The 16,201-nt window shown below is 69.2% G+C and carries 17 protein-coding genes; 1 reads left to right on the forward strand and 16 read right to left on the reverse strand.

What is annotated here, in order from left to right:
* Positions 1 to 35 precede the first annotated feature (35 nt).
* The 14 genes from OG798_RS20500 to OG798_RS20565 form a co-directional block, all read right to left on the reverse strand.
* Positions 36 to 3,824: a phage tail tape measure protein gene (locus OG798_RS20500; protein ID WP_328757474.1), complete on the reverse strand. Its 3,789-nt coding sequence runs from the start codon at positions 3,822 to 3,824 to the stop codon at positions 36 to 38.
* Between the two features lie 332 nt (positions 3,825 to 4,156).
* Positions 4,157 to 5,269, reverse strand: a complete 1,113-nt coding sequence (locus tag OG798_RS20505; RefSeq protein ID WP_328757476.1) for a hypothetical protein — start codon at positions 5,267 to 5,269, stop codon at positions 4,157 to 4,159.
* Between the two features lie 3 nt (positions 5,270 to 5,272).
* Positions 5,273 to 5,701, reverse strand: a complete 429-nt coding sequence (locus OG798_RS20510; RefSeq protein WP_328757478.1) for a helix-turn-helix domain-containing protein — start codon at positions 5,699 to 5,701, stop codon at positions 5,273 to 5,275.
* On the reverse strand, positions 5,701 to 5,988 hold the full coding sequence (locus OG798_RS20515) for a hypothetical protein (RefSeq protein ID WP_328757479.1): 288 nt from the start codon (positions 5,986 to 5,988) through the stop codon (positions 5,701 to 5,703). Before OG798_RS20515 ends, OG798_RS20510 begins: the two co-directional genes overlap by 1 nt.
* Positions 5,989 to 6,035: 47 nt before the next feature.
* Positions 6,036 to 6,473: a hypothetical protein gene (locus tag OG798_RS20520; protein WP_328757480.1), complete on the reverse strand. Its 438-nt coding sequence runs from the start codon at positions 6,471 to 6,473 to the stop codon at positions 6,036 to 6,038.
* 176 nt (positions 6,474 to 6,649) lie between these two features.
* Positions 6,650 to 6,958 carry a hypothetical protein gene (locus OG798_RS20525; protein WP_328757482.1) on the reverse strand — a complete coding sequence of 103 codons (309 nt, stop codon included), beginning with the start codon at positions 6,956 to 6,958 and terminating at the stop codon, positions 6,650 to 6,652.
* A gap of 24 nt (positions 6,959 to 6,982) precedes the next feature.
* The gene (locus OG798_RS20530) at positions 6,983 to 7,351 is read right to left on the reverse strand and encodes a hypothetical protein (protein WP_328757483.1); all 369 of its coding nucleotides are present in this window, start codon (positions 7,349 to 7,351) and stop codon (positions 6,983 to 6,985) included.
* Entirely contained in the window at positions 7,348 to 7,533 is a 186-nt protein-coding gene (locus tag OG798_RS20535) for a hypothetical protein (protein ID WP_328757484.1), read from the reverse strand. The genes OG798_RS20530 and OG798_RS20535 overlap by 4 nt, the downstream gene beginning before the upstream one ends.
* Before the next feature lie 15 nt (positions 7,534 to 7,548).
* A complete protein-coding gene (locus OG798_RS20540) occupies positions 7,549 to 7,905 on the reverse strand; it encodes a hypothetical protein (protein ID WP_328757485.1) in 357 nt (118 codons plus the stop codon).
* 324 nt (positions 7,906 to 8,229) lie between these two features.
* On the reverse strand, positions 8,230 to 10,902 hold the full coding sequence (locus tag OG798_RS20545; RefSeq protein ID WP_328757486.1) for a hypothetical protein: 2,673 nt from the start codon (positions 10,900 to 10,902) through the stop codon (positions 8,230 to 8,232).
* Positions 10,899 to 11,171 carry a hypothetical protein gene (locus OG798_RS20550; RefSeq protein WP_328757488.1) on the reverse strand — a complete coding sequence of 91 codons (273 nt, stop codon included), beginning with the start codon at positions 11,169 to 11,171 and terminating at the stop codon, positions 10,899 to 10,901. The genes OG798_RS20545 and OG798_RS20550 overlap by 4 nt, the downstream gene beginning before the upstream one ends.
* 165 nt (positions 11,172 to 11,336) lie before the next feature.
* Positions 11,337 to 12,059 carry a hypothetical protein gene (locus tag OG798_RS20555; RefSeq protein WP_328757489.1) on the reverse strand — a complete coding sequence of 241 codons (723 nt, stop codon included), beginning with the start codon at positions 12,057 to 12,059 and terminating at the stop codon, positions 11,337 to 11,339.
* Positions 12,060 to 12,110: 51 nt separating this feature from the next.
* On the reverse strand, positions 12,111 to 12,293 hold the full coding sequence (locus tag OG798_RS20560; RefSeq protein WP_328757490.1) for a hypothetical protein: 183 nt from the start codon (positions 12,291 to 12,293) through the stop codon (positions 12,111 to 12,113).
* Positions 12,290 to 12,565, reverse strand: coding sequence for a helix-turn-helix transcriptional regulator (locus tag OG798_RS20565; protein WP_328757491.1), 276 nt, complete (start codon positions 12,563 to 12,565; stop codon positions 12,290 to 12,292). The genes OG798_RS20560 and OG798_RS20565 overlap by 4 nt, the downstream gene beginning before the upstream one ends.
* A gap of 92 nt (positions 12,566 to 12,657) precedes the next feature.
* Here OG798_RS20565 and OG798_RS20570 point away from each other — a divergent pair, with 92 nt between their 5' ends.
* Positions 12,658 to 13,401, forward strand: coding sequence for a hypothetical protein (locus OG798_RS20570; RefSeq protein WP_328757492.1), 744 nt, complete (start codon positions 12,658 to 12,660; stop codon positions 13,399 to 13,401).
* A gap of 63 nt (positions 13,402 to 13,464) precedes the next feature.
* Here the strand turns inward: OG798_RS20570 and OG798_RS20575 are convergent, their stop codons facing one another.
* Both OG798_RS20575 and OG798_RS56575 read right to left on the reverse strand, forming a co-directional pair.
* The gene (locus OG798_RS20575) at positions 13,465 to 14,982 is read right to left on the reverse strand and encodes a recombinase family protein (protein WP_328757493.1); all 1,518 of its coding nucleotides are present in this window, start codon (positions 14,980 to 14,982) and stop codon (positions 13,465 to 13,467) included.
* Between the two features lie 9 nt (positions 14,983 to 14,991).
* Positions 14,992 to 15,639, reverse strand: a complete 648-nt coding sequence (locus tag OG798_RS56575) for a helix-hairpin-helix domain-containing protein (RefSeq protein WP_443053798.1) — start codon at positions 15,637 to 15,639, stop codon at positions 14,992 to 14,994.
* Positions 15,640 to 16,201: the final 562 nt, after the last annotated feature.

Below are 16,201 nucleotides of genomic sequence, written 5' to 3' on the forward strand. Positions count from 1 at the left end.
CCTGTCCCCCGCGGCGCCCTCGTTCCTACGGTCCGTCAGCGCTTGTACTGCTGGTACGTCTGCGGGTTACGCATGCCGAGCTGCAGCATCGACCTCTCGACCACATCCCGCAGCTTCCGCTCAGTCAGCACCTGGCCCTCCACCGTGACGTGCAGCGTGTTCTGCTGATGCACTACGGGGCCCCCGCCGCCCGCGAGAGCGAGTCCGGAGCCGCTGAACTCGCCCGCGCCTGCCACCGAAGTGGCCAGCCGATTTACGGCCGTGGTGGCGTGGTGCGCGCCGCCAGCAACACCTGCGGCGAGACCGCGGGGAATCCACTGGCCGATCGCCGCGAACACCGTCGACGGGCTCTTGATCCCGAGCGCGCGTTTGATGGCCTTCTGCATGGCCGTGGCGATCTTCATCATCTGCTTCTCGATCGCCTTTTGCTGCGACTGCAGGCCCTTGACCAGGCCTTGTGCGGACTTGATCCCGGCCCCGTACATCGAGTCCGCGACCGCTTTGCCCGCGCTGTTCGCTGCGCCCTGCGTCGTCTTCTGCAGCTTGTTGATCTCTGCGATCTGGCCCTTCGACGCCCCGGCCAAAGCGGTCGCTGTCGCCCCGCCCTGGTCGACGCCCGCGGCGGCGATCTGAGCGATCAGGTCCGAGCTGAGCCCCTTCTTCTGCAATGCGCGCAGCTGGGCCGCGAACTGGACCGCCTTGGCCATCTGGTCGCGCATCTTGTTGACGACGTCCTGCGCGCTCAGCGCGAAGCCCTCCTGGGGTGCCTCGGTGACGATGGAGAAACCCTGCATGACGCCCTGCGCCACGGACTTGACCTCGTCGGACCAGGACTTCTGCAACGCGGCGAGGTTCTTCTGCGCGGCCTTCAGCTTCGTCGCGACGGAGTCACGCTTTGCCGCGAGGCTGCGGAGCGCCTTGTCCTCGCGCTTCGCATACGCCTCCAGATGCTTGATCGTCGCCTCGTGGCTCTTGACCCACTTGTTGGAGACGCCCTTCGACCCCTTGAGGTCCGCGACCTTGTTGTAGGTCTGGATGAGGAGGGTCTCGATCCTGCGCGTCGCCGCCTTCACCCGAGCCGTCGACGCCGTGAGGCCGTCGACCAGGCCCTCGTTGACGTAGATGCCCAGCGACCTGAACACCTTCGAGGGCGACGAGATACCGAGCGTCTTCGCGAACGCGTCGGCGGTCGCTTGCGCGGCACCCCGCATCGTGGTCACCGCGCGCGGTGCGCCCGCTGTGATGCCTTCCGCGAGGCCGTCCATGAGGGCGTGGCCGGAGTGCAGCGTCCACCCGCGGCCGGAGAACGGGCCCTCTTTCGCGGGGCTGTGCGGGAACAGTCCGGCGATCTTCGAGACGACACCCTTGGCCGCGTCGTACGCCTCGCCGACCTTTGCCTTGATGCCAGAGATGAACCCGGAGATCAGCGACTTGCCCGCGCTGAGCAGCAAACTGCCCAAATTCCCCAGGGCGCCCTTCACCTTGCCGGGAACACCCTTGACCCAGGTGATCGCCTCGGAGGCTTTCGAGACGACAGACGACTTGAACGACGACCAAGCCTTACTGGCCTGCGAGGCCAGCTTCCCCCCGAGCCCCGCCAAGAAGCTGATGATCCGCCCCGGGAGCGCCCTCACCCAACTGAACACGGACTTTCCCGTGTTGACCATGCCGTGATAGGCCCAGACGAGGCCGTCGACGATGCTCGAGAAGGCTCGCTTCAGCCAGTCCCACGCGGCCTTCGCCGCGCCCACGATCGCGGACCAGGCAGCCTTCACGCCGTTGCGGAACCACGCGAAGTGGTTGTAGGCGTAGATCACGGCGCCGACGAGCGCAACGACCGCCAGCACCACGATCATGATCGGGTTGGCGTCCATCGCGACGTTCAGGGCCCACTGCCCGATCGCAGCGGCCTTCTCCGCGATGGCACTGCCGATCAGGGCCAGCTTCTCTGCCGTCCACGCGATAGCGGAACGCGCCGCAGCCAGCGTTGCCGCAGCCATCGACCGCACCAGCCCCGCCGCGTTCAACGCGGCCGTCTTCATCGCCCCGCCGACACCCTTGATGCCCTTGACGAGAGTCGTCCACGCCGTCTTGCCCGCGGCCGTCGACACCTTGCCCACCGACTTGGCGAAATCCCCTACCGCGCCGCCGGCCGTCTTCGCGGCCTTCACTGCTCCGTCGAAGCCCTTGCGCAGGGCTCCCCCGAACGAGCCCGCTTTCCCGGAGAACGCCGACCCGGCGACCTGCGCGGAACGGAAGCCCTGCACAACGCGGCCGGCCGCTTTCGCGGCACCGACACCCATCTTCCCGAACCCCAGAACAGCCTTGCCCGCGCTCATGGTCAGCTTGGCTGCGTAGGCCACGACCGAGAGGGCGAGCACCCCGCCGATGACCGAGGCGAGGGCGACGGTCACGTCCTTGTGCTTCGCGAAGAAGCCGATCACGGCAGATACGACCGGGATCAGCTTGGAGCCGATCTCGATCGCCAAGACGTGGACCTTCGCCTTGGCCTGCGCGATCTGGGTGTTGAGCTGCTTGGAAGTCTCCTTCCAGCCCTCAACATCCTTGCTGGAGTGGTGGAACGAGTCCCCGACCTTCTTGACCCGCTCCTTGAAACCGTCCGTGTTCTCGCCCGTGAGCTGGAGCGTTGTGTTCAGCCCGATGGCGCCACCGGCCATCTTCTTGATCGCGTCGGTATAGGTCTGGGCCGCCGGGCCGCCCTTCTTCAGGGCGTCGCTGAACCCGTGGGTCTTGTTGATGAACGTGCCGAACTGACCGGCGAGATTCGCCTGGTCCGCCGGCATTCCCTTCATCGCCTTCCGCCAGTCCCCGAGGCTGATGGAGCCCTTGGCGTACGACTGCGCGACCTTCCGTACCTGTGGGTCCATCAGGCCGAGCATCTGGTTGGCGTTCGCCGATGCCTGCTTGGTGTTGTTGAACGCGCTGAGCAGGACGGTTCCCGAGTGCCCCATCTTCGTCAGGACCGTCTGGGAGAGCAGGTCGAGGGTGCCGGTCAGGCCTCGCTTGCCAAGGTGGGTCGACACGTCCGTGGAGGACAGGCCGAGGCGCTGCATCTCCTGGATGGCGACGTTGTTCGGCGCGGCAAGGGAGCGGATAGTGGAGGCGAGTTCCTGGGTGCCCTCGCGGGCGCTGGTGCCGTGCTGGGTGAGCGTGGCGAGCGCGCCGCCGACTTCCTCGAAGGAGATCTTGTTGGCGGACGCGATCGGCAGGACCGTCGACAGCGATGAAGCGAACTGCTCCATGGTCATCTTGCCTTCACCAGCAGCCGTCTTCATGCCGTTCATGACACGAACGGAGTCGCTGGCCTTGAGGTGATACGACGCCATGACGCTGGTCATCGCGTTGGTGACCGAGTCCAGCGACGCGTTCTCTTCCTTCGCGCCTTGCGCGGCCGCCTGCAGTACTTTCAGGCCGTCGGCCCCTCGGTACCCGGCCTTCTCGATCTGGTACATGCCGTCGGTCAGGTTCTGGATGCCCGTGCCGGTGCCTGCAGAAATGTTGAGAATGCCCTTGCGGACCGTTTCCAGGCCCCTCAGGGACTCCCCTGCTGCCGTGTGCAGCACCATCGTCTGCGCCTGGAAGTCGCCGGCCATCTTCACCGACGCGGCCGCCACCCCTACGCCGATCAACGATACCGAGCGGCCCATCTTCGCCGCCCCGGCGAACGCGGTCGCCCCGGCCTGGCGCATACTCCCCGCAGTGCCAGCCATCTGCCCCCGGGCCTCGCGCAGCGTCCCGCGCAGCTGCGTCATGTCGCCCATCAGGCGCACGATCACGGGCGGCAGCAGCGCACCCTCAGCCACGGCACACCCCCCGTACCGTCAGGATGCTCGGCTGGATAACGCCGCAGGTCACGGCTACAAGTGCCGCCCCTCGAACGATCGTTGCCATGGGCTGAACTCGTTTCTGGCAGTCACGGAAGCCCGGCTCCGAACGGGCAGCGCCCCACCGCAGGCCCGTCGACCAGCGGGTGACGGCGGGGCAGGAAGTCAGTCGATGGATTGAGGCCCGGGGCCGGCAGGGAACGGACCCACCGGCCCCGGGCTGCCCGACGTACGAGGCCCCGGGACTGGAGGACCAGGGCGCGCATTGGTCGGGCACCGGCCGGGCCATCACGCCGGCCGGAGCTGAGAGGTCAGAGAAGGTCGCCGGCCGCGTCAAGCAGCTCGTCGACGACGTTCTGAGTCCGGTCGTCCGCCTTGTTCAGGTCGGGGTGCTTCCGGAGCAGCAGCAGGGCCGCCTCAAGGGCACCGAGCCCCGCACCGACCCGCGTCGCGTCCGCCTTCGACATCGAGGCCTGGCGCCGCTTCACGGGCGGCTTCTGGACGGGCTTGGGGGCCTTCGCGGCGCCCTGCGCCTTGTGCAGGACCCGAGGAACCGCTACGGGCTCCGGTGGCTGCACCGCCTTGCCCAGCCACGCCGGGCGCGCCACGGCAGGTGCCTGCGGGTTGTCGTCACGCAGATGCCGAGCACGGTCCGCGTACCCGCGGGCCAACTGCGGCTCGTCGGCGATCCGCGCCGACTTCTCCAGCCGCGCCGCCTCCGCCTCAACCTCGGCCCGCGGCAGCGACTTCAGCACCATCCGCGCCCGGTCGTAGTAGCCGTGGATCATGCCCGGAGTCGGGTCCGCCTTGCCGCGCGCCTCGAGGCCCCGCGCGTACTCGCAGCGGTCCACCAGCTCCGCCGCATCCAGCTTCACGAGGACCTCGTCCGGTACCTTCGCGATCCACTCGCCGTACTCACGCGCCAGGTCTTCCCGCACGCCACGCACCGACGCGGCGCGGGCGGCCTTCGTCATCGGCGCACTGGCCACGACGTGCGCCGGAGCAGACAGGATCCGGTCCGCGGCCGCCATATCGGCAGTACGGGCGTACTCGGCGGCGGCCACCTCGGCGCGCTCCACGACCGACGGGCGGTCCATCTTGAGCAGGACGTCGTCGGGGATGCGAGAGACCCAGGGGCCGAGCCGCGCCATGTCCTCGCCCGTGACACCCACGGACTTCAGGGCGGACGGAGTCTTAGCCTTCGCGCCAGGCGCCGGCGCGGCGAGGATCTCGCCCGCCTCCGTGAGCGCCTTCGTCAGGTTCCCGTCGCCGCCCTCACCAGCTGCGGTCTCCCAACGGGCCTGCGCCTTACGCAGACGACCGTGGACCTGCGCCTCGGTGAGGTCGGCCAGAACATCGGCCGGGATCTTGTCAGCCCACTGGCCGTACTTCTCGGCCATCTGCTGAGGAACTGCGGCAACCATGGCTCATGCGGCTTCCGTCCGTCGTTCGCCGAGCCGTTCCACAACCGATGCGCCGTCCACACGCCACGCGCCTTTACCGCCCGCTCTGGAACCGATCAGTTCCCTCTGGCGCAGCAGTCTCCGCACGAGTCCGGTGGAGCAGCCCAGCAGGTGTGCTGTTTGCTCGACGGTCAGCCATGTGACTGACGCGGCACACGGTGCGCCAGAAACCTCATCCCGGAACGCATCGGTTCCGGCATCGGAACCCTGCAAAGTCCCTTCCTGGTAGGCACGTGCCGTGATCGCGACGTTCTCGGCAATCGCCCGCAACCGTGGCGGAACACCGCCGTCCCGCCGGGCCTGCTCCTTGATGTAGCGGGCGAGCGGTCCCACCAGGTACAGACAATCCGCGCCGTCCAGGACCAGCGCGTTCCCGTGCACCGCCACAGCCATCAGCGCGCCCCCTCCGCCGCGGCGAGGCCGGCCCGGCGCAACCACTCCGGCCCGTCCGGCTGCGCCTGCAGGTACAACGCCGTTGCCGCAGCGAGCAGACCCGCCACGTCCCGCAGATCCGCCTCGTCCAGCAGATCGCGGACCGTGGCGTCCTCGCGCTCGTGGAAGGCCGTCACCAGAGCCACCGCCGTCTGTGCCGCCGACGGCACACCCCCACCACCACAGCGCCCGCCGAGAGCCTCCGCGAAGGCGCGCAGCGCACACCGCGCACCGATCCCCGCCGCCACCGCCTCCCGAGACGACAGCGGACGCCTGCACCGCCTGCACACCACCGTCACGCCCCAGCCTCCCGCTCCCCGCCATCCGCCGCCGACAGCGCCCGCAGGTGCCGCGGCACAACGTCAGGCACGAGCGCCTGCTGCTCCGGAGTCAGCCGCAACTCACCGAGGATCGCCCGAATCGCCTGAGCGATCAGAGCACCCTGAGCCTCGGCAAGGCCCACCTGCCGCGCCTCCAGCCCGAGCTTGACCATCTCGGCCAACACCTTGGCCGCACGGTCCAAAGCCCGTTCGTAGACGGCCACCTCGGCCCGCAGCTGCTCTGCGCCGGTGGCACCGACGTACCGCATCGACGTGAGGCCCTGCACCAGCCGAGCAGCAGCGTCCTTCATGGCGACGATCTCGCCCGCCACCCGCTGCAACTCCCCAGCCGGATCCGTCACCGGCTTCGCCGCCCCCAACTCCTCCAGCAACTGGCGCGCCTGCCGCTCCACCTGCTGCCGCTCAGCAGCAACCGTCTGAGTCCTCGTACTGCCACCATGCAGCCGACACCGACCCTCACCAGGGTGAGACGTCCCCCACCCCGCCGACTTCGCACAGACCCCCTCCCCCTGCCGCTTCCGCGCACCGCATCGCGGAAGGTCATGAGGGGTGGCCTTTCCCGAGATGGTCATGAAGCCTCACCCGTCCCGTTCAGGCCGAACGCGGCGGCGAGGTGCTGCTGCTCCATCTCGTCGAGGTCGGATTCGGTGAGCACGCCGAGCGCGGCGACGGCGGCCTCGATGAGCCGCGTATGCGCCTCGGCGGTCGCGTCGCTGGCTTCGGGTTCGGTAGCTGTGGACAGACGGATGTCTGCGAGGGTCTCCCCGCCGACCCGGCGCAGCTGCCGAATCGGCTGCGGTCCGGGAACGTAGCCGAGATCGCGCAGGGTGTTCGCGGCGGCCGTGGACGGGTCGTAGGGGCGGTCGTCGGGGCGCATGGTGTTCTCCTGTCGTGCGGGGTGTCAGGGCTGGGCGTGGCGGCCGAGGGCGCGCGCGGCCTGGGTGGCTCCGAGGCGGGCTTCGTCGTAGACGCGGCGCTCGCGGTCGCTGAGGGAGTCCAGGAGTGCGGCGAGGCAGTCGGGGGTGTCGACGGCCGGCTCGTCGTGCTGCCGGAGGTGCGTGTTGATCGAGTCGCCCTGTAGGCGCAGGTTGCGCTGGGTTTCCTCGGCCATGGGGACGATGCGGGCGAGGGTCTGCGCGAGGGTCTCGATGCCTTCGAGGCCGCCTTTGAGGGTGTGGCGCAGGTCGTCGAGGACGTCGCGGTAGATGCCGAGGTCGCGTTCGTGGATGGCGCGGTAGTCGTCGGGGGTGGTGGGGGCGTCGATGCTCATGAGGTTCGCTCCGTGGGGTTTCGGTCGATGAGGTTGTAACGGGCGCCGCAGGGGGCCCGTCGTTCGCCGGCGGCGAGGTGGCGGTGCGTGCAGCTGCAGCGCGGGCAGTCGATGACGAGGAGCTGGGTCTGTCCGGCGGTGATGAGCTCGGCCGCGGCTACCTCGGGGATGGTTGTGGTCACGGGGGTTCCAGGGGGTTATGCGGCCGCTGTACGGGGCCGTTCGGGGTGGAGGCACCAGGTCAGTTCGCACGACTTGATGGGGCAGCGGACGACGTCCATCTCGGTGCCGCCGACGGTGACGGTCGCGACGCGCTTGGCGTTTCGCTGGGTGCGGCATGAGGGGCAGACGGCGGCGCGGAAGAGGGCGCGAGGGGTGCGGGGCATGGGGTCTCCGTTCGCTGCGGAGCGGGCGAGGTTGTAGAGCTTTCGGGCGTGGCGGTGTGGGAGGCCGGCGGTCCGGGCTGCGGCGAGTTCCTCGCGGCGCTGCTTGTCCGCCTCGGCCTTCCGACGGGCGGCCTCGATGCGTTCGCGGATCACGTCGTCGACGTTCATGGCCTGGGTTCCTTCCTGTCGGATCGTCCTCATCGGGGCCTGTTACTGAATGGCGAGTCAGTAGTCACTGCACGGGTCGGCGCAGGGGGTTTGTGGTGGCGGGGGTCAGGCTTCGAGGCTCCGCTGTCCGTGACTCTGCGTCGTGTCGGACCTTTGAACGTCGGACCCTGAAGGTCCGACAGTTGGGCGCGGGGTGACCTGGGGGTTCGCGTGTACCGCGATTTTCAACTAGAGCAACTTGTCTATTAATGTCCGGGTTTAGTGAGAGGGGCTGTCGGACCTTTGGGTCCGACAGGTCCGACGGTCCGACAGCACCCCCCGTAGTCACGACTGCTCCGGAGCGACTGAACCGGCGGACAGAAGAGCGCCGTCGGCCAGTAGCGCCAGCCAGCCCTGTTCGCACCCGTACTGGAGCGCCGCCGACCAAAGAGAGTCCGTCGCCCCGGACGCCCGGTACTTGTCGCGGTCCGGCTTCTTGATGCAGTTCCGGTTCACGTCACGCACCGGGATCTCACCGTCGTGACGCGTGAGGTAGCGGTGGGCGCGTTTGGCGACGTTCACGACGGACGGGTGCACTCCGTTCACGACCTCGTACACCGCCGCCTGTGACTCTGCGGCCGTCAGGACAGCCTCCGCACGGCGCGCGTCCAACTCGGCCTGCGTGCGCCTCTGAGCGGAGGCCTGGACGCGGTCGCGGACCTTCCTGGACGTCTGCCACATCACGGTGGCCATGTCCCAGTCCTCGGTCTTGACCTTGGTGCGCCCGTGCAAGAGGGCGAGCAGCGCGGCACACTTCACTCGCCACAGAGGCTCGTGCGTGTCCAACGGAGCTTCGGCGCCGCGGCCAAACGAGATTGCCAAGGCCAGCTGGTCAAGCTCGTCCGTGACGTGCTCGGGTACCGGAATGGTGGTGTTGCGGAGCCCGGACACCCATGTCGTGACGGGGACATCCTCGCCGTTCCGCTTAGTGACGGTGACCGGCCCGGTGGTGGCCGGCCTCTTCTCCGGGGTGTCGGGGCCCAGGGTGGCGTGAGCCCACGCGAGGCGCTGCGGGAGGCCGATGGACCCCATCTCCAGCAGCCTCGCCGCGGGCTCTTCCTGTACGCCGAGCGACATGGACAGCGTGTATCGGCCTTTGGGGAGGGCGCGGCGGCGCTCGATCTCGGCGTTGGATGTGCCCTGACGTTCACTCATCCACGCCTTGCAGAGAACGCCGTTCAGGGTGGCGGCGGCGGACATCTGCGCCATGGCGTCGAGGACGCTGCCCTCGGTGGCGAGGGCGTAGCCGCGGGTCCTCTTCTGCACGGTGATCTTCTTCTTCCCGTCGGGGTCGTCGGGGTCGATGTCGAGGTCCAGGTACGCGGCGATCAGGCCCTGCCCGGTGGAGATGTCGATGTATGCGAGGTCGACGGCGGGAAAGGGAGTGAGTTCCTCGGCGGTGTTCTCGGCGTTGCCCTTGCCACTTCCGGACGGGCCGAACAGCCCGCAGTACCAACCGATGGTCGCGGGCTGCTGAATGCCGCCGTCCACGCGGACGGTGGGCTCCGCCATAGCCGCAGTGCGGGCGAGGACCGCGTGAAGGACAGCGTCGGGCGAGGCGCGGCGCGCACGGGCCATCTGTCGAATCTGCTGGAGTACGGCCGTGGCGTTCCAGAACGTTTCGGGAAGCCGGTCTGCGGGCTCGGTGGTTTCCTCGCCGGTGTCCTCCGGGGGTTCATCCTGAGGGCCGTCCCACGGGCTGTCTGCGAGCGGCGCCCGTGCACCCTGGTCGCCCTTCAAGCACCGGCGCTTCACCTCGGCGAGGACGGGCGCGGGCAACCGTCCTGCCGGGCCGTGAGCGGTGCGCCCACTGGCTGCCCGCATGATGTCTCGCGCGGCCTCGCTTACGTCGCCGCCGTAGCTGAGGTGGGCGTACAGGGTGCCGATGGTGAGCTTCTGCCCGGCCGCCCGGGCGCCGACCGGGAGGTCTGAACGCTCCGACCAGTTCACGGCCACGTGGCCATCGCAGAGAAGGCTGTACTCGCTGCTGGGCGCGTCGCCCCCAGAGGTGGGCCGGAGCCACTTCTCTCGGCCGTCGCCGCTCTGCCCGACGTACGTGAAGCCGGCGGGCTCCAGGACGTCGCGGAACTCCCAGACGTCGGCGAGGACATCGAGCGGACCATCACCAGACCGAGGCCGCGGAGCGCGCTCCCGGCGAGGCGGCGGCAGTGCGACGCCGGTCCGCTGTGCCTTCCGCTGCTGCTTCTCCCGCGCCGCCTGAGCCAGCGTCTGCCGGGCTTCCGGTACGAGATCCGTGACGACCGCCCGGAGGTCCGCGAGGTCGAACACCTCACCGTGGCCGGGCCCGATGGCGGTCACCCGCTCAAGCCCTTCCTTCCGGTTGACGGTGCCGGGGATCTTCATGAGGCGATCGAGGTTGCCGACCTCGCTGTCCCACGACCATCCGCACCGGTACGCCTGCGCGGCGAGGACAGCCTGCAACCCCGTCGTGATCTCCTTCGCGGCGGCCCTGTCCTCATCGGTGTGAAGAAGAAGGGTCTTGGCGAGCAGCCACACAGGGTTGTAGCCGCCCCCGGTGTGGGCCCATCCGGACGGCGTCGGCAGACCGGACTCGGTGACGACCTTCTCCACGGACTCCGGGTCTGGAGGTGCGGGCAGGTCATCCGGGCCGGGCTTATGCCCGATCGTGCCGAAGTCACCGTCGGCCCACAGGTGAGTGAGCCCGAAGGCCAGACCCTCGCCCCCGCGCCCCTCGGCAGGCTTCTCCCCCAGGGTCGTCACCTGCGCGTAGACGCCCTTGGGGCGGCGCCGGTCGAGGGTTACGGCGTAGCTGGTGGCTGCGGCGATGCCCGCGGAGTCGGTGGTGAAGCGGCGGCCGGCGAACTTGTCGGCATCGGAGCACATGCTGAGGTAGCCGGGGCTGTCCGCGTAGAGGCGTGTGAGCCACGCCCGGATGGTCTCCGGGTCTGCGGTCAGCGGCGGTTGCTCGGCGGTCACTCGGTGCTCTCCGTGCTGTTCTGGGCCTTGACGAGGTCGTCGGCGAGGTTGGTGATCTGCGTGCACCATCTGCGTGCCGCGGCCCGGATGGCGCGCGGGCTCGGCTGTTCGGCGAGGTGCGCTCGGATGCTGTCGATGACGAGGGCGCGGCGGCCTTGCTCGCGGGCCCACTGCTCGCGGTATCGGTCCAGCTCCGCAGGCCACTGGCCGGGTCTGCGGTTGCCGGCGTCCGGGCCCGTCTCCGGGGGCCTGCTCCGTGTTGCGGTCAACGTTCTGTCCAATCGCGCGGGCGGCGAGGGTTGAGCACTGGGGGTGCTCCCGCGGATTCGGTAGGGGCTACGCAGGTCGTCTGCCGTAGAAGCGGCGCCCGTGCGGGCGTCCCAGGCCGGCCGCCGCAGCGACCAGATGAGTACGGTCGTAGCAGGCACGGGCAGTCATCCGCGGGACTCATCGAGGGCGGCGCGGAGCTGGTCCAGCACGCCGGACGCCTTCATGCTGTGGGGCACGAGGACGAGCCCGTAGTCCCGCCAGACGGCGATCTCGCCGGCCAGCTGGTCGTTGGCGCTCTCGTTCACCCGCACCAGCCGCAGGTTGTTCTTCGCCGCGAGGTCGTTGACGAGCCCCTGGAAGGCAGCTTCGAGGACGGAGTCGACGTCGTTCTGCTCGACGAACATCTCGCCGAGGACGGTCAGGACCCGCTCGCAGTCGGGGGACCAGCGGCCGGCGTCGCGGGCGGCCTGCTTGTTGACCTCCAGCTGCGCGAGGGCGTGGGTCACCTTCGGGTCGATTTCGGGCTGCTCGTCGTCCTCGCTCAGGAACTTGGTCACGCGCATGCCGCGCTCGGCGAGCTGGGCACGGAGCCGGGTCTCAGCGTCCGCGAGGGTGATGTGCTGGGGGTCGTACGCGGCTTCGATGCGGTGCTCGACGCCGGAGACGGGCCACCAGATGGCGCGCAGGCCCTTGCCGTCGTCGAGCTCGGCGTATCCGATCTTGACGGTGACGGCCTTGAGGTCATTGTGCTCGCGGGCGGTCTCGCCGGGCTCGTCGGCGCGGTGGTGCGGCTCGGCCGCGAAGGCGGTCTTCCCGGTCGGCGCGAAGTCGATGGCGGGTACGGCGACCGCGCTGGTGCTGGGCTGGGAAAGGGTCGTACGCTTCATGTGAGACTCCGTTTCTGCGTCGGCCGGGTTGCCCCCCGGCCGTTCGCGTTTTCAGCTCGCGTGCTGGTAGGGGCGGCTCTCGACAGACGGCGCTGCGGTTGCCCCCGCGGCGCTGTCGTCGTTGCGGGGCTGGCGCACTGTGGCGAGGCCGAGCAGGGCGACAATGCGGCGGCATTGGGCGTTCGTCAGCGGCCGATCGCTGTAGACGTCGCTGAGGGTTCGGTGGTCGCTCATGCGGACTCCCGCAGGACCCGGATGACGTCGACGTACTCAGTCAGCAGACGACCCCGAGGCGACCGCGCCCCGGTCTCCCAATGGCCGACGGCCGCGCGGGTGACACCGAGGGCTTCAGCGATGTCTTCCTGGGTCAGTCCGGCGGCCTCACGCAGCGCCCGACGTTCGTCGGGCTGAGGGAGTTCGAGGCGAACTCGCAGGCGAGAGCGGATTTTCTCCGCAACCGTTTCGGGCATGTAGCCATCCTGCACGGTTGGTGTATTGCTCGTCAAGCCACCTCGGCAAGATGGTTGGTCGCTTGTTTTGAGCCACCTGCCGGGCTGGCATGTTGACTAGCAATTGCGCTGGTTGGGATGCTCATCAAGTGACCACCCCCGAGACACCCAAGCCCTCACGGCCAGCTGGCGGCTTCGCCAGCAAGCAGCAGACCGAAGCGCTGCGCCGCATCGAAGCGACTCTCGACGCGGCTTCGCAGGCCCTGCCCGTGCGGCTGTACCACCCCGCGGACGACGCGCCCGCCGAGGTGGTCGCACACTTCAGCTACGCCCCCGAGGGCGAAGACTGGTCAGCTTTCGGCGATGTCACCCGAGGCTCTCAGGGCCTGGTTATCTCGCGACTGGAGATCACACCCGGGGCCACTTCCAGCGGCGTCACGGGTGGCTTGCTCCGCAAGGTTCCGATCGGCGAGGTACTCGCCGCCGTCCGCTTGAATGCTGCATGGGAGACAGCCCGCAGGGAGGGCACGAGGGCGATCCTGGGCGAGGAGCCCGCGAAGGGTCTATTCGGCGAGAGTGACGAGAAGGCGCCGCGACGAGGCGGAAGGGCGCCGATTACTTCTGATCTACTGCGGCAAGTCGCGACGGCATACCTGGAAGAGACCGCACCCGGTACGCCAGCTGGCGCCATGAAACGCATGGCGGAACGCTTCGGGAGGCCCGAGGAGACGCTCCGCACGTGGGTCACTCGGGCCCGCAAGGATGGATGGCTCGGCCCGGGCGCGAAAGGGCGAGCTGGCGCCGAGCCTGGCCCGCGGCTTGTGCTGTACCGCATCGAGCAGGAAGGTCCCGCCGGACGCCTGAAACAGGCGGACGCGGACCCTGGACAGTAGGAAGGGGCAGACACTCTTACGGGTGTCTGCCCCTCATCTTTGGTGCCGTCCCATGCATCGAGATCAGGCCCTCGGCACCAGTCGCCCGGGGTCGAACTTGTTCCCCTTGGACCGGTCATGCGGCAGCACGTCGTACCCCGGCACCAGAGCGAGGATCACCTCACGCTTGTCCACCGGAGCCAGAGCCTCCCAGCCCGCTGCCACATCGCCAGCGAGAAGCTTCCGCAGCACCCGCGGCGCCCGCGAAACCAGCAGCGCCCGCGACTCCTTGATCCGCTTCTCGATGATCCCGCGCGCTTCCTTGTACTCCGGGAACGTCACCTCCCGGCGGGCGTACGCGCCGGCCATCTCCTTCAACTGCGCCTCATCCGCGGCCAGCTCGGCGCGCGCCTCGTCCGACGTCTCAGTGTCGGCGACCGTCCGCAGCTGCTCCAGGATGCGCGGCTTGCCCAGCAGCTCGAGGACCTGGCGCTCCACCTCGTCCTCCACGAACGAGGCCTTCACAGCCATCTTCCCGCAGCCGCCGCTCTTGGGCTCGCACCAGTAGCGGGGGCCGCCGTTGCCGTGGCTTCCGGTCATCAGGTGTCCGCACTTGGAGCAGCACAGTACGCCGTTGAGCCACCGCTGCAGCGTGAGGTCCGTGTCGCCCGCGCGCATGGCCAGCCGCTCAGAGATCAGCTTCCAGCGCTCCTCCGGGATGATCGCGTCCCACACAGCCTTGCCGATGACCTCGCCCTTGTGGGAGCGCAGGCCTGCCACGGAGGCCTTCGAGACGACCGAGCCCACGCTGCGAGGAGTCCACGGGACACCCGTCGCGGTCGGGATCTTGCGCCGCTCCAAATCGGCGGTGATCGAGTAGAGGGACTCCCCCATCTCCGGGTCGATGTCCGCCCTCTGCTCCCCGGTCCAGCCGTCCCAGTCGCCGAGGATCCGAGCGCCGATCTCGCGCAGGATGCGGGCCTCGTCCTCGACGACCTGGTGGCCTTCCCTCGTGAAGCCGTACCCACGGAACCCGCCGCCTCCCGGCTTGCCCTCGGAAGCCAACTCCTCGTGCTTGCGGGCGACGCGACGTGCGGTATCGCGACTGGACTTGTTGGCGACGGCGACCATGACCCGGGCCATCGTGACGTCTGCGTCGTTGGCCAGGCGCAGCGAGCCGGTGACGGACTCCACAGGGATACGCGGCCGGCGGGACTCGACGACGTCGATGAGGTCCTCGAGGTCGCGGGGGTCGCGGGCGACGCGGTCAAGGTCGTCGGCAATCAGGCCGTCGAACTCACCGGAGGCGAGGCCTTCGAGGGCTGCACGGAATCCCGGCCGGAGGGTGCGCAGGGCTGTGGTCCCGTCGGGAAGTTTGATCTGTCGCCTCTTGAAGGCGGAGGTGTCGTCCTCGGGGATCACCTTGACGATCGTCCAGCCGAGGCGCTTGGCGAGGGCGCGGCCGTCCTCTTCCTGGCGGCCGATCCCTTTGGAGATCTTGTGTACGCGCTCGATCGCGGTCTCGTCGCCATCATCTTCAGCCTCTTCTTCGGCCTTGCGGTAGCTGATGCGCAGGAGGAGTACGGCGCGGCTTGGAGTCATGTTCGTAGATTAGCATTGACATCTCGGATCGCCGATGCCATTGACCTCGCGGAGCTCGTCGACCGAGCGGAAGCCGCCGTGCTGGGAGCGGTAGTCGATGATGTGCTGGGCGAGAACGGGACCGACGCCCGGCAGGGTGTCGAGCTGGTCCACGGTGGCCGTGTTGAGGGAGACGGGAGCCGAAGGAGCCGCTCCTGAAGCGGACCCGCCGATCCCTGTGGCACTGGAGCCGCCGCCCATGACCGGTCCAGTCACGGCGACGGGGACGCCCACCAGGACCTGTTCGCCGTCCACCAGGAGGCGGGCCCGGTTGAGCCCCTCGGTGTTCGCACCCGGCCGCACCCCACCCGCGGCCCGCAGCGCGTCCTCGACCCGCGACCCGGCCGGCAGTCGTTGCAGCCCAGGACTGCGCACCTTGCCGCTGACGTCCACCACGATCGCGGGCCCGGTCGAACCGGCCGAACCAGCCGGGCTCGGCGGCGCCCCGGCTGCGCCTCCCGGCTCCGCCGACTTCCGCTCCACCACGCCACTCTGCCCGCCGTACGGCGCCGTTGCCCGCACCACCTCGGGAGCCCGCACCGACTGCGTCCGGCCACCCCAGAACTGCTGCACGGCGAAGACCACGGCGACAACGAGCAGCACACCGAGTGCGGTCACGCTCCTGCGCTCCAGACCGCACCTCGACTGCAGCCACAGCGGCATCCGCTCCCTCACGGCAAGCCCGGCCCGCTCTCGCCATGCCGCCGATGCCCCGGGAGCGGGAGCGCCATGCTCGGCATGGTCGCCCGCACGCGCCGGCACACCTGGGCTCGGGCCCGGTTCGTCACGGTCCAGGACCCCGGTGGGCGCAGAGCCGCCACTTCCCCGAACGACGGCGGCCCCGACCCCCACCGAGGTGCTCCCCCTCGGGCCTCCCACATCCCGGTCCACGCCCGGCGACCCGTCCCTCAACTCTCCTCGTGCGCTGGGCCTTTCGGAGAAGAGTGCCTGCGCGCGCAGGCGGAGCGCCTCGGCCGAGGCATCGCGGCGTCGGGCGCGGGCGCCTGTATCTGTGTCTGTGTCTGTACCTGTACCTGTACCTGTACCTGTACCTGCGCTGGTACCAACTCCTGCTCCTGCGCGGCTTGGCGAGCGATGGCGGCGATGGCGGGTGCGGCCGTCGGAGACGGGGCCGCGGCCCGGGCCGCTGGTCGGTGTGGCGGTGCGTGAGCGTGATCGA

The sequence above is a fragment of the Streptomyces sp. NBC_00271 genome (assembly GCF_036178845.1).
In the GTDB taxonomy this organism is placed as follows: domain Bacteria; phylum Actinomycetota; class Actinomycetes; order Streptomycetales; family Streptomycetaceae; genus Streptomyces.